Source organism: Lysobacter sp. DMC104 (assembly GCF_056313665.1).
The window spans coordinates 164,939-178,250 of the sequence record NZ_JBQUZW010000008.1 but is presented as its reverse complement, the minus strand read 5'-3'; the positions used below and the strand labels follow the sequence as shown (position 1 = coordinate 178,250).

Sequence of the window (13,312 nt, the reverse complement as noted above, 5' to 3'; positions counted from 1 at the left end):
GCTGGTCCTTCTGCTGCTGATCCTTCTGCTGCTGATCCTTCTGCTGCTGATCCTTCTGCTGCTGGTCCTTCTGCTGCTGATCCTTCTGCTGCTGATCCTTCTGCTGCTGGTCCTTCTGCTGCTGGTCCTTCTGCTGCTGGTCCTTCTGCTGCTGGTCCTTCTGCTGCTGGTCCTTCTGCTGCTGTTGCCGGCGCGCCTGTTCCACCTTGCGGCGGTTCTCGATCGCGTCGGCCATGCCCGGCTGCAAACGCAGGGCACGGTCGTATTCGGCGATGGCGTCTTCGTAGCGCTGCAGGCGGGCGAGCGCGTTGCCGCGGTTGTACGCGGCCTCGGCGCCGGGCAGGCCTTCCCAGGCCGACTGGGCGGCCTCGAAATCGCCGCGATGATAGGCCTCGACGCCCTGTGCCATCGCCGCGTGCCGGCGCTGGTCCGGGCGCTGCCACAGGTCCGCCGCCGCGGCCGGGCGCCACGGCAGCCACAGGGCGATCACCAGCACCGCCAGCACGCCGCGACGGAACGCCAGCAGGCCCAGCAGCAACAGCGGCGGCAGCAGCCAGAAACCTTCGTCGAGCGCGGCGGTGCCGCGCTTGTCCTGCGCCGTCGCCTCGTCGATGCGGTCGGCGCGCAGCACGCCCAGCGCGCGCAGGTCGGCATCGCCCGGGGCGAACGCGGCGTAGCGTCCACCGCCCGTGGTGGCCAGCGCGCGCAGTTCCACGCCGTGCAGGCGCGCGGTGTGCACGTCGCCGCCGGCATCGCGGTACTGCCCGCCGGTGAACCCGCCCAGGCCCAGCACCGAGACCCGATAGCCGCTGCCGCGCGCTTCCAGTGCGGCGCTGTCGGCGCTGCCGCCGGCACGGTCGGTGATCAGCAGGATGTCGCCCTTGTGGAAGCCGGCGCGTTCGAGCAGCCGCGCCGATTCCTCGATCGCACGATCGGCGCGGCTGCCGTCGCGCGGCATCACGTCGGGCGACAGCGCATCGAGGAACAGCGCGATGTTGTTGGCGTCGTCGGTGAGCGGCGACACGGTGTAGGCGTCGTCGGCGAATGCGACCAGCGCGGTCTGCCCGCCGCCGCGCTCGCGCAGGATCTGCGCGATCTTCGCCCGCGCCTGCAGCAGCCGCGACGGCGGCACGTCGGCGGCGTTGGCCGCCGAGGACATGTCGACCGCGATCACCAGCGGCATGCGGTCCTGCCACAGCGGCTGCGGCAGTTCGCGCCAGCTCGGGCCGGCCAGCGCCAGCACCGCCAGCGCCCCGGCCAGCAGGAACGCCGCCTGCGGCAGCCACGCGCGCCAGCCGCTGCGCTCGGCGCCATCGGTTTCCAGCAGATGCGACAGCAGATGCGCGTCGACCAGCCCGCGCCACTGTTCGCCGCGATGGCGCTGGCGGCGCAGCCACCACAGCAGCGGCGGCAACGCGAGCAGGCCCAGCAGCCACAGCGGCCGCAGGAAGTGGAACGCGCCCATCACCGGCAACTCGTTCATCGCGGGCCTCCCGATGCGCGTCGCCGCAGCAGCAGTGCCAGCAGCGCGCAGGCGATGGCGCCGCCCAGCGGCCACGGGTAGCGCTCGATCCGTGGCCGCAGCCGCTGGCCGGGCAGCTTCACCGGTTCAAGCCGGTCGATCTCGGCGTAGATGCCGGCCAGCTGGTCGGCGTCGCGTGCGGCGTAGGCGCGGCCGCCGGTCATCTCGGCGATCTTGCGCAGGCCGTCCTCGTCGGTGGTGTCGGCCGCGCTGGGCATGCGGATCGGCAGCCCGAACACCGACAGCCCCGCGCCGTAGCCGCCGAAGGCGATGGTGTGCACGCGCACGCCGGCATCGCGGGCGATGGCCGCGGCCTTGATCGGATCCAGCGCGCCGGCATTGCTCATGCCGTCGGTGAGCAGGATCAGCAGGCGCTGTTCCGCCGGCTGCGCCTGCAGGCGCTTGGTCGACAGCGCGATGGCGTCGCCGATCGCGGTGGCGCGGCCGGCGATGCCGGAGACGGTGCCGTCGAGCTGCTCGCGCACGGTGTCGAGGTCGCGGGTCAGCGGCGTCAGCGCGAAGGCACGCTCGCCGAAGATGATCAGGCCGACGCGGTCGCCGCGCCGGCGTTCGAGGAAGTCGGAGATCACCGCCTTCGCCGCGGTGAGGCGGGTGACGGTGCGGCCGCCCAGTTCGATGTCGCGCTCGTCCATGCTGCCGGAGAGATCCAGCGCCAGCATCAGGTTGCGCGACGTCTGCGGCGGCTGCACCACTTCGCCGAGCTGCTGCGGGCGCGCCGCGGCCACGCACAGCAGCGCCCACGCCAGCCACGGCAGCAGACCGATCGGTTTCGCCCGCGCCGGGCCGACGCGGCCGCCGATCGACGCCAGGCGCTCGCCCCACGGCACCCGCAGCGCCGCGGACGCGCCCGCGGTCGGCGGCAGCAGCCAGCGCACCAGCCACGGCAGCGGCAGCGCGAGCAGCCACCACGGCCACGCGAACAGGGCGAACAGCTGCGGCAGCGCCTGGCGCAGGGCGTCGATCATGCGCGGCGCCTCCGCAGGCGGCGCCACCACGGCAGCGGTCGCATCAACTGCACGAACCGGACCCGCGCCGCGACCCGCAGCGCCTCGCAGTCCGCCGGCGTCGTGCCCGGGCGGAACGGGCCCTCCAGCAGCGTGCGCGCCACCGGACCGGTGAACAGGGGCTGGCGTTCGCCCGCATCGAGGAACTGCAGCCAGGCATCACCGGCGAGACGGTCCGCGGCGGGATCGCGAAGTCGCGAGGCGCGTCGCAGCAATTCCGACATCGCCGCCACGCGCGCCATGGTCGGCGACGCGGCATCGACACTGGCGTCGAACAGCGCCTCCATGCCGCGCTGCCACCGGCCCCGTTGCAGCCTGCGCCAGGCCAGGAACGCCAGCAGCACCAGCACCGCCGCCAGCACCAGCCACCAGCCCGGGGCCGGCGGCCACAGCGGCGGCGACGGCGGCAGATGCACGTCGCGCAGTTGCAGCGGATCGGGCGCCGGCGCCGTCGGGGCCTGTGCGAGGAGGGACAGGGGAAGCGTCATGCCGCGCGCGTGCCCTCGAACAGGTCGAGCCAGCTCTCGCTGGGCATGTCGGTGGACAGCGCGCGGGCGCGGATGCCGCCGCGCGCGAGCACCTGCAGCGCCTGCGCGATCGGTGCCGAGAAGGCATTGCGCCAGCGTTCGCGCTGGGCGCCGTTGGCGAGGTCCAGTTCGATCCGCGTCGAGGCCGTCGACGTGGCGGGTCGCTCGATCCGGAACGGCAGGCTGGCGCGCGGCGGATCGCGTTCGATCGGGTCGCACAGCAGCAACACGATCACTTCGCGGTGCTGCGCCAGCGAGGGCCAGCGCGTCGGTGCCTGCGCCAGCACGCTGGCGGCATCGGCCAGCACCACCAGCCGCGAGCCCGGACGCAACAGGCGGTCGGCGTGGTCCAGCGCCACGCCGAGGCCGCCGTCGTCCTCGGGCGGACGCGCATACCAGCGCACCATCGCATCGAGCACGCGCAGCGCGCCGCGGGTGCCGGAGGCCGGGATCACCGGCGGTTCGCGCACGCTGCCGCGCAACGCGGCGAGGCGATCGCCATCGCGCACCGCGGCCCACGCCGCGATCGCGCCGGCGCGCGCGGCCTGCACCGACTTGAAGCGCACGCGGGTGCCGAAATACAGCGCCGGCGCGGTGTCGGCGACGATCAGCGTCAACCGCTCGCGTTCGGCCTGGAACAGTTTGGTGTGCGGCTTGCCGGTGCGCGCGGTGAGCCGCCAGTCGATGTGGCGGGCGTCGTCGCCCTGGGTGTACTCGCGCGATTCGGCGTACTCCATGCCGCGACCGCGCATCGGCGACGGCGCCTGCCCGCTCAGCCCGTGGCGGCCGCGGCGCGGCGGACGCCGGCCCGTGGCGGCGCGACGCAGCGCCACCAGTTCGTCCAATCCCGGAACGATGCCTTCGCTCATGTCACCCTCGCGCGCTGCCGAGCCTGGCTCAGGGCAGCGGCACCTTGTCGATCAGCGCCTGCACCAGGCGCTCGCCATCCCAGCCCTCGGCCACCGCCTCGTAGCTCGGCAGCACGCGATGCCGCAGCACGTCGTGGGCGACGGCGCGGACGTCCTCGGGCGTCACGAAATCGCGGCCCGCCAGCCACGCACGGGCGCGGGCGCAGCGCTCCAGCGCGATCGAGCCGCGCGGGCTCGCGCCCCAGCCGATCCGCCGGGCCAGCGCGGCGTCGTAGCGGTGCGCATCGCGCGAGGCCAGCACCAGTTCGATCATGTAGCGCTCCACCGGCACCGCCAGGTGCAGGTCCAGCACGGCATCGCGCGCGGCGAACACGTCCGCCTGCGACAGCCGCACCGGCACGGCCTCGAGCGGCGTCGTCGGGGCGTCGCCCGCCCGTGCACGCTCACGCGCCAGACGCAGGATCTCGGCTTCCATCGCCGCTTCGGGATAGCCGATGCGCACGTACATCAGGAAGCGGTCGAGCTGCGCCTCGGGCAGCGGGAACGTGCCTTCCTGTTCGATCGGGTTCTGCGTCGCCATCACCAGGAATAACCGCGGCAGCGCATAGGTGCGGCGGCCGACGGTGACCTGGCGTTCGCCCATGGCCTCCAGCAGCGCCGATTGCACCTTCGCCGGCGCGCGGTTGATCTCGTCGGCCAGCAGCAGCGAATGGAAGATCGGGCCGGGCTGGAATTCGAAATGGCCGTCCTGCGGACGCCAGACCTCGGTGCCGGTGAGGTCCGCGGGCAGCAGGTCGGGCGTGAACTGGACGCGGGCGAAATCGGCTTCCAGGCGCGAGGCCAGCGCGCGGATCGCGGTGGTCTTCGCCAGGCCCGGCGCGCCTTCCACCAGCAGGTGGCCGTCGGCGAGCAGCGCGATGAGCAGGCGCTCGATCAGCGCGGACTGGCCGACGATCTCGGCGGAAAGCCGGTCGCGCAATTGCGTGAACGCGGCGTGGAGTCGGGCGTTGGAAGCGGTGTCCGTCATGTGCGGCGGGCGTCCTTGGGGCGGGAGGCGACCCGCAGTTTGACCGATGTCCGGCCGAAATGTTCAGCCGGAAGATGCAGGGGGCGTCAGCGACGGGGCCGGGCGCCGCGCGGCCGTCATGCCGCCGTCCCCGGTGTCCGGCAGCGTCGGCCGGACACGAAAACGGGGGCCGAAGCCCCCGTGTCCGCGAATCGATGTCCCGCGCGGGCCGTGCTCAGACGCGCGGCGCGACGGTCATCACCTTCGGCGTGACGAAGATCAGCAGCTCGGCCTTGCTCTTGCTGCGGCCCTTCTTCTTGAACAGGTTGCCCAGCACCGGCAGATCGGCGAGGAACGGCACCTTCGCGGCTTGGCTGCGATCTGAGAACTCGTACACGCCGCCGATCACGACGGTGTTGCCGTCCTCGACCAGCACCGCGGTGTTCACTTCGCGCTTGGCGATCAGCGGCACCGCGCCGCTCACCGTGTCGACGAAGTCCTCGAGCTCGTCCTTCTTCACCGCCATGTTCAGGAACACGCGGCCGTCGTTGGTGATGGTCGGGGTGACCTTCAGCTCCAGCACCACGTCCTTGAAGTTCACCGTCTGGGTGACGATGCCGCCCGAGGAGTTGGTGGTGACGTAGCCGATTTCCTTGCCCTGCTTGATCACCGCTTCGCGCTGGTTGCTGGTGACGACGCGCGGGTTGGAGATCACTTCGCCGCGGCCCTCTTCCTGCATCGCCGACAGCTCGATGTCGAGCGCGTAGCCGGCGTTGAGGATGGTGAAGGCGAGGCTGGCCGGGGTGTTGGTGACCAGGCTGCCGACGGTCGCGGGCAGGTTGACGTTCGGCGACTTGCTGATGGTGTAGCTGCCGCGCTGCGGCGGGACGCCGACGCTGCCGGCATTGATCCACTCGCGCAGCGCATCCTGATAGTCGGCTTCCGCCTTGTTGATCGAATTGCGGGTCGCCGTCGTGTTGGAGATGCTGTCGCCGAAGTTCACGTTGTTGCGCGAACCGTTGATGCCGAACTTGGCGCCCAGTTCGCGGGCGAAGTCCTCGGTGGCGATCACGATCTTGGCTTCGATCAGCACCTGGTCGACCGGCTTGTCGAGCTGGTTGACGAGGCGACGGATCTCGGCGACGCGCGGCGGGATGTCGATGACCAGCAGGGTGTTGGTGCGGCGGTCGAAGCTGAGGCTGCCGCGCTGCGACAGGAAGCCGCGGCTCTGCTGCTGAGTGCTGCCGCCACCGGCGGCGCCACCGCCACCACCGGTGCTGTTGCCCTTGCTGTCGTCGGTGAGCAGCTTGGCGATGTCCTCGGCGTTGCCGTAGCTGACCGGGATGTACTCGGTGACGGTCTCGGTGCGGTTCTCGATCGCGATGCGGGCGTCTTCCTTGTCCTGCTCGAACTTCGCGATCTCGGACTGCGGGGCGATCCACACCACGTTGCCGCTGCGGCGCTTGTCGAGCTGCTTGGCCTGCAGGACGATGTCCAGCGCCTGGTCCCACGGCACGTTGATCAGGCGCAGGGTGACGTTGCCCTGGGTGGTGTCGCTGGCGACGATGTTGAGGTTGGACTCCTCGGCGATCAGCTGCAGCACCGTGCGCACCGGCACGTCCTGGAAGTTGAACGTCACCGGCTTGCCGCTGTAGCGGACGCCCGCGTTGTTGGCGGCCGGCGCGGTGGACGCCGTGGTCGTCGCGTTGCGGGACGAGGCGGCGCCGACGGCGCGATCCGGCGCGGCGGCGCGCGGCACGAGCTCGACGATGTAGTCGCGGCCGGTCTGGTAGGCCAGCGATTCGAAGCCGCCCTTCGCGCTCACCGTGACCCGGGACTTGTCGCCCGAGCCACTGGCCTGCACCTGCTGCGCCGGCGTGGCGAAGTCGGTGACATCCAGCGTGCGCTGGAGGTTGGCGGCCATCGTGGCGTTGCCGATGTCCACGACCACGCCGCTGTCGCTGGTGCGCAGGTCGGGGATGGCGCCGTCGCCGTCGAAGTGCAGGATCAGCTTGCCGGAGCCGCCGTCGCCGCGCTTGAAGTCGATGCTGGTGACGGAGGCGATCGCCGGCGCCTGCTGGACCGTGGTCGCAGCCGGTGCGGAGGCGGGCGGCGGGGCGGCACCGACGGCGCTGAGCGCCGCGAGCAGCCCGGCAGCCAGGCCGAGGAGCGCGACTTTCACGGGTTTGGTGCGACGGCCGTGCTGCTGGCTATGCGCGTTGAGTACGATCATTTCGCTATCCCCTCGTCTTATTCGTCATCGAGCGAAACCGTCGCCGGCCGCTCCAGCCAACCGCCTGCACCATCGGACACCAGCTCGACGAGTTCGATGCGATCCTCGTAGACCCCGGTCACCCGTCCGTCGGACTGGCCCATGTAATTGCCCGGTACCACGCGCTGGGTCACCTTGTCGGGCCCCATCACCAGGGCCACCAGGGAACCGCGCGTGCCGATCGTGCCCACCATCTTCAGCGAGTCGAGCGGGAATTGTTCCAGCGCCTGCTTGGGACGGCCGTCGTCGGGCCGCGGACCCGCGGCCGAAGAACCCGGCGCGAAGGCAGTGCTGAACGGGTCGCGCAGCGTCTGCGCGGAATATTCGAAAGTCTCGAACTGCTGCATCACCGGCAGCGGATCGAGCGGCGGCGCCGGCTTGGCCTTGATGCCGTCGACCCACTGGTGCAGGGCCGGCGCATCGCCCGGCGTGCTGTCGATGCCGCGACCGCAGCCGGCGGCGGCCAGCGCGAGCGGCAGCACCAGCGCGAAACGGGCGGCGTTGGGAATGGATCTGCGCATCAGCGGCTCCCTCCGGCCTGGTTGGCGGCGGCCTGGGTCTTCTGCATGCCCGAAGTGACGGCGGCGGCGCCCGGCACCGGCGGCGTGCCCGGCGCGGCGGCCGGCTTGCCGCCGTTGGCCGTCGTGGAGTCGCCGCCTTCGAGGTCCTCGTTGGGATCGCGGTAACGGTAGGTCTTCACCGTGCCCTTGAGTTCGAGCACCGTGCCCGGACCGATGCCCGCAGGCTTCTTGCCCTTGTCGGCAGCCGACGCCTCGCGCGGCTTCAGCGAGATGTCGTGCATGGTCATGATGACCACGCGCGGCAGCGAGGCCACGCCGCTGACGAAGGCGCCGAACTGGTGGTACGTGCCCAGCATCTTCAGTTCGATCGGCTTCTCGGCGTAGAACTCCTGCGCGGACTCGGCACCCGGCTGGAACAGCTCGTTGGCGATGCCGGTGGCCAGCGCGGTCTGCGAGATGTCGACGATGAGGTCGGGCATCTCGGTCTTGCTCGGCAGCTGGCGCAGCATCTGCTGGAGCTGCTGTTCCATCTGCGCGAGCTGCTGCTTCAGCGGCTCGAGGTTCGCGGCCTGGCCCTGCAACTTCTCGAACTCGGCGCGCTTGGTGGTCTCTTCCCCTTCCAGTGCTTCCAGCGCCGCGCCCTTGGGACGGGTCAGGAAGTTCCAGAGCAGGAACAGGATCAACAGCCCGAGGGCGAGGCAGAAGCCGATCTGCCACTCGCGCGGCCACGAGCCGGCGTTGTTGAAGTCGAGCTCCTTGAGCGACATCTTCTTTTTCATCGCGCGGCTCCTCCCGCAGACGGCTTGCCGCTGTTCGGGCTCGGGGGTGTCTTGGCCGGGGCCGGTGCGGCCGCAGGTGCGGCGGCCGAGGGCGCCGGGGCGGGCGCTGTCACGGCACCGCCAGCGGGCGCCGGGGCGGCACCTGCGGCAGGCGCGGGCTGTCCGGCGGGCACCAACGGCTGCAGCGTCGTGGTCTGCGTCGTGGTCCCCGTGGCGGGCGTCGCGCCACCGGCAGGCGCGGCACCGGCCGGCGTGCTGCCATCCTCGGCCTTGGCGTTCGGGTTGGACAGCGTGACCGTCAGCTTGAAGGTGTGCGGCAGGCCGGTGATGTCGTCCTGCGCCTGGATCACCGACAGGTCGGGCTTGGTCATCCAGCCGGACGCGGCCAGGTTGTCCATGTAGTTACTGACCCGCGCGTACGACTGCGAGCGGCCTTCCAGCGTGAGCTTGTCGCCTTCCTGGTTCAGGCCGGTGAGGATCACGCCGTCGGGGATCGTGCGAACCAGCGCATCGAACAGATGCACCATCTGCGAGCGGTTGGCCTGCAGTTCCTCGATCACCTGCTTGCGGCTGAGGAGGTTGCTCTTCTTCTTCTCGAGCTCCTCGATCTCGGTGATCTTCTGCTTGACCTCGGCGATCTGGCCGTCGAGGAAGGCGTTGCGCTCCTGCTGGCCCGCGACCTGCGCGTCGTAGTAACCGTCGACCAGGAACCACACCAGCAGGCCGGCGAACGCCGACATCGCCAGCATGATCAGGAACTGCTTCTTGCGCTCTTTCTGCCGTTCGGCGCGCCACGGGAGGAGGTTGATCCGTGCCATCAGTCGAAACTCCTCAGGGCGAGGCCGCAGGCGATCATCAGCGCGGGCGCGTCCTGCGCGAGCGCGTGGGCCTGCACGCGGGGGCCGAGCGTCATCTGGGCCAGCGGATTGGCGACCACGGTCTGCACGCCGAGCTGTTCCTCGACCATCGCGGCGATGCCGGCGATGGAGGCGCAGCCGCCGGCCAGCACGATCTGGTCGACACGGTTGTATTCACTGCCTGCGTAGAAGAACTGCAGCAGGCGGCCGATCTGCTGGGCCATCGCTTCCTTGAAGGGCTCCAGCACCTCGATCTCGTAGCTTTCCGGCAGGCCGCCCTGGCGCTTGGCCAGGCCCGCCTCCTCGTAGCTCAGGCCGTAGCGGCGCATCACCTCGTCGGTGAGCTGCTTGCCGCCGAAGACCTGCTCGCGGCTGTAGATGTTGCGGCCGTTGCGCAGGATGCTGAGCGTGGTCATCGTGGCGCCGACGTCGACCAGCGCGACGATGCCGTCGTGCGGGACGTTGAGGCTGCCGGCGATCAGCGCGTAGGCGTTCTCGATCGCGAACGCCTCGACATCCATGACCTTCGCGGTCAGGCCGCCGATCTCCAGCGCCGAGGCCCGCATCTCCACGTTCTCGGAACGCGAGGCGGCCAGCAGCACCTGGACCATCTCCGGGTTGCCGGGCATGCCGCCCAGCACCTCGAAGTCGAGGTTCACTTCCTCGATCGGATACGGAATGTAGTTCACCGCCTCCAGCTCGATCTGCGACTCCATGTCGTCCTCGTCGAGCTCGGCCGGCATCGGGATGACCTTGGTGATCACCGCCGAGCCTGCCACCGCGGCCGCGGCGAACTTGGCTTTGCTGCCGGATCGGTTGAGCGCGCGCCGGATGGCCTCGCCCACCGCCTCGACCTCGACGATGTTCTTCTCGGCCACGGCGTTCGGCGGCAATGGCTCGACCGCGTAGTGTTCCACCCGATAGCGGTCGCCGGCCCGAGACAGCTGCAGGAGCTTGACGGCGGTCGAACTGATGTCGACACCCACCAGAGGTGACTGGTTTTTTGCGAACAGTCCCACTTTTTCCCCTTCCCACGCGCGCTTACGCGCGTTACGTGTCCCAATACATTAAATAACGGACTTTGCATCCCAAGGCAACTACCCCTTGGTTCGGGATGACGTGAGAGTGACCTCTGTCACGACCCGGGAGGGCTCCGGGCAACCCTCCGACCCGGCAAGCCCCCCCCCGGCAGGCCCGGCCCTGCCCACCGGCCGCGGGGGCGGGCCGCCTATAATCCCCTCCCCGCCCGTCCGCCTCCGACGCCAGGATCGCACCGCCCATGTCCCGTCTCCGCCGCCTGCTGCGCTGGGCGCTCCTGCTTTCCCTCGCCGGCCTGGTGGTCGGCGGCATCGCCTTCGGCCTTCTGTATGCCTCGGTGGCGTCCAGGCTGCCCGACGTGGACACCCTGCGCCACGTCGAGCTGCAGGAACCCCTCTATGTATATGCCGCCGATGGCCGCCTGATGGGCCTGTTCGGCGAGACCCGACGCTACCCGGTGAAGATCGCGCAGGTGCCGCAGCACCTGAAGCAGGCCTTCATGGCCATCGAGGACGCCCGCTTCTACGAGCACGGTGGCGTGGACTACAAGGGCGTGGGCCGCGCGGTGTGGCAGTTGCTGACCACCGACCGCGACCGCGTGGCCGGCGGTTCGACCATCACCCAGCAGGTCGCGCGCCAGTTCTTCCTCAGCTCCGAGTACAGCTACAGCCGCAAGTTCGCGGAGATGCTGCTGGCCCGGAAGATGGAGCAGGAGCTGACCAAGGACCAGATCTTCGAGCTGTACCTCAACAAGAGCTTCTTCGGCAATCGCGCCTACGGCGTGGGTGCCGCGGCCGAGTTCTACTACGGCAAGCGACTGGACCAGCTGAGCCTCGACGAGATGGCTTCGCTGGCGGCGATCCCCAAGTTCCCGTCCACCGGCAACCCGCTCAACAACCCGGAACGCGCGAAGATCCGCCGCGACTACGTGCTGCAGCGCATGCGCGAGCTGAAGATGATCTCGCCGGCCGAGGAACAGTCCGCGCAGGCCGCGCCGATGCACGCCACCCCGCACGAGCGCCCGGTCGAGGTCTACGCGCCCTACGTCGCCGAGATGGTCCGCCAGGAGATGGTCGAGCGCTACGGCAAGGAAGCGCTGACCAAGGGCTACCACGTCACCACCACCATCGACCCCGTGCTGCAGGCCGCCGCCGACGCCGCAGTGCGCGACGGACTTGGCACCTACGACCACCGCCACGGCTGGAATCCCAAGTCGATGCCGCACCTGGACCTCGCCGCCGGCGAGGACGCCACCGCCGCGGCCACCCGGCTGCGCGCCTTCCCGACCCAGGGCGAGCTGCATGCCGCGCTGGTGCTGGGCACCAGCGGCACCAACGCCCAGGTCGTGCTGGCCGACGGCACCGTGCTGGACCTCGGCCCGGACGCCTCGCGCTGGACCGGCAAGCCGCCGGGCGCCCTGCTCAAGCGCGGCGACGTGACCCGGGTGCGCAAGCTCGTGCCCGAGGCGAAGACCGCCGATGCCGATGCCAAGCCGGGCGCGCCCGCCACCGAGCCGGCCGGCCCGGTGACCTGGCGCCTCGACCAGATCCCGCGCGCCGAATCCGCGCTGGTTTCGCTGGACGCCGACACCGGCGCGCTGCGCGCCATCGTCGGCGGCTACAGCTTCGCCGGCAGCAAGTTCAACAACGCCACCCAGGCGCGCCGCCAGCCGGGCTCGTCGTTCAAGCCGTTCGTGTACGCCGCGGCGTTCGAGCGCGGCTACAACCCGGCCTCGATCGTGCTGGACGCGCCGGTGGTATTCCGCATGCGCGGCGGCAAGGTCTGGCGCCCGCAGAACGACGGCGGCGGCTTCGCCGGCCCGGTGCGGGTGCGCCAGGCGCTGGTGCAGTCGCGCAACCTGGTGTCGGTGCGCATGCTCGACGCCATCGGCGTGGACTACGCCCGCAAATACATCACCCAGTTCGGCTTCAAGGAAGAGGAACTGCCGCCGAACCTGTCGATCGCGCTGGGCACGCCGTCGCTGACGCCGCTGTCGATCGCCCGCGGCTACGCCGCCTTCGCCAACGGAGGCTTCCGCATCGACCCGTGGTTCATCCGCGAAGTGAAGGACCGCGAAGGCAAGGTCATCTTCACGATGAAGCCCGCCATCGCCTGCCGCACCTGCGGCCAGGGCGCGGCCGGCCAGCCGCTGGCGCCGACCTCCACCGTGGTCGACGGCTTCGACCTGGGCCCGGCCGGCGGCGCCGCCGACAAGTCCGATCCCAAGGACAAGAAGGGCCCGAAGGTCACCACCGCCAAGCCCGCCGAAACCCCCGCCACGCTGCCGGCCGACGCCGTGCTGGCACCGCGCGCCATCGACGAACGCATCGCCTACCAACTGGTCTCGATGATGCGCGACGTCGTGCTGCACGGCACCGCCACCGACGCCCGCCGCATCGGCCGCGACGACATCGGCGGCAAGACCGGCTCCACCAACGACCACCGCGACGCGTGGTTCTCGGGCACCGGCGGCAACCTCATCACCACCGTGTGGGTGGGCAAGAGCGACAACTCGTCGCTGGGCTACCGCGAATACGGCGGCAAGGCCGCGCTGCCGATCTGGATCGACTACATGCAGAAGGCGCTGAAGGACGTGCCGATCGCGCCCAACGACCCGCCGCCGGGCATGGTCAAGGTCACGGTCACCGCCGGCGGCCAGCTGCTGCCCACCAACGGCACCGGCGGCATCATCGAATACGTGAAGGTCGAAGACCTCGAGAAGATGGAAACCTACGTCGAGGACTACGGCGCCGAAGACGCCGTGCCCAGCGAGGAATCGTTCGACATCTTCTGATCGGGCCCGCTCTGATCGGGCAAGCAGGCCGGGCAGCGCGCCCGGCCTGCGCCACCGGTTTGCCATTTCACGGGCATCCGTTACAGTCGAACCTGGCCACGC

The 13,312-nt window shown here is 70.4% G+C and carries 11 protein-coding genes; 1 reads left to right on the top strand and 10 read right to left on the bottom strand.

What is annotated here, in order from left to right; translation table 11 throughout:
• From ACT53R_RS12110 to ACT53R_RS12065, 10 genes are all read right to left on the bottom strand, one after another.
• Positions 1-1,483 (bottom strand): VWA domain-containing protein (locus ACT53R_RS12110; RefSeq protein WP_476172132.1); only part of this gene is annotated, 1,483 nt, incomplete at its 3' end.
• Positions 1,480-2,508, bottom strand: a complete 1,029-nt coding sequence (locus ACT53R_RS12105) for a VWA domain-containing protein (RefSeq protein WP_476172131.1) — start codon at positions 2,506-2,508, stop codon at positions 1,480-1,482. The genes ACT53R_RS12110 and ACT53R_RS12105, both read right to left, overlap by 4 nt.
• Positions 2,505-3,035, bottom strand: a complete 531-nt coding sequence (locus ACT53R_RS12100) for a DUF4381 domain-containing protein (protein ID WP_476172130.1) — start codon at positions 3,033-3,035, stop codon at positions 2,505-2,507. Before ACT53R_RS12100 ends, ACT53R_RS12105 begins: the two co-directional genes overlap by 4 nt.
• A complete protein-coding gene (locus tag ACT53R_RS12095) occupies positions 3,032-3,943 on the bottom strand; it encodes a DUF58 domain-containing protein (RefSeq protein WP_476172129.1) in 912 nt (303 codons plus the stop codon). Before ACT53R_RS12095 ends, ACT53R_RS12100 begins: the two co-directional genes overlap by 4 nt.
• Positions 3,944-3,971: 28 nt before the next feature.
• The gene (locus tag ACT53R_RS12090) at positions 3,972-4,970 is read right to left on the bottom strand and encodes an AAA family ATPase (RefSeq protein ID WP_476172128.1); all 999 of its coding nucleotides are present in this window, start codon (positions 4,968-4,970) and stop codon (positions 3,972-3,974) included.
• Between the two features lie 214 nt (positions 4,971-5,184).
• Complete coding sequence (locus ACT53R_RS12085) at positions 5,185-7,182, bottom strand: type IV pilus secretin PilQ (protein ID WP_476172127.1); 1,998 nt, start codon at positions 7,180-7,182, stop codon at positions 5,185-5,187.
• Between the two features lie 17 nt (positions 7,183-7,199).
• Positions 7,200-7,742 carry a pilus assembly protein PilP gene (locus ACT53R_RS12080; protein WP_476172126.1) on the bottom strand — a complete coding sequence of 181 codons (543 nt, stop codon included), beginning with the start codon at positions 7,740-7,742 and terminating at the stop codon, positions 7,200-7,202.
• Positions 7,742-8,521 carry a type IV pilus inner membrane component PilO gene (locus ACT53R_RS12075; RefSeq protein ID WP_476172125.1) on the bottom strand — a complete coding sequence of 260 codons (780 nt, stop codon included), beginning with the start codon at positions 8,519-8,521 and terminating at the stop codon, positions 7,742-7,744. The genes ACT53R_RS12080 and ACT53R_RS12075 overlap by 1 nt, the downstream gene beginning before the upstream one ends.
• Positions 8,518-9,339, bottom strand: a complete 822-nt coding sequence (locus ACT53R_RS12070) for a PilN domain-containing protein (protein ID WP_476172124.1) — start codon at positions 9,337-9,339, stop codon at positions 8,518-8,520. The genes ACT53R_RS12075 and ACT53R_RS12070 overlap by 4 nt, the downstream gene beginning before the upstream one ends.
• On the bottom strand, positions 9,339-10,397 hold the full coding sequence (locus ACT53R_RS12065; protein ID WP_476172123.1) for a pilus assembly protein PilM: 1,059 nt from the start codon (positions 10,395-10,397) through the stop codon (positions 9,339-9,341). The genes ACT53R_RS12070 and ACT53R_RS12065 overlap by 1 nt, the downstream gene beginning before the upstream one ends.
• A gap of 260 nt (positions 10,398-10,657) precedes the next feature.
• Between ACT53R_RS12065 and ACT53R_RS12060 the strand changes: the two genes are divergently transcribed.
• A complete protein-coding gene (locus ACT53R_RS12060; RefSeq protein ID WP_476172122.1) occupies positions 10,658-13,210 on the top strand; it encodes a penicillin-binding protein 1A in 2,553 nt (850 codons plus the stop codon).
• The last annotated feature ends 102 nt before the right edge of the window (positions 13,211-13,312 follow it).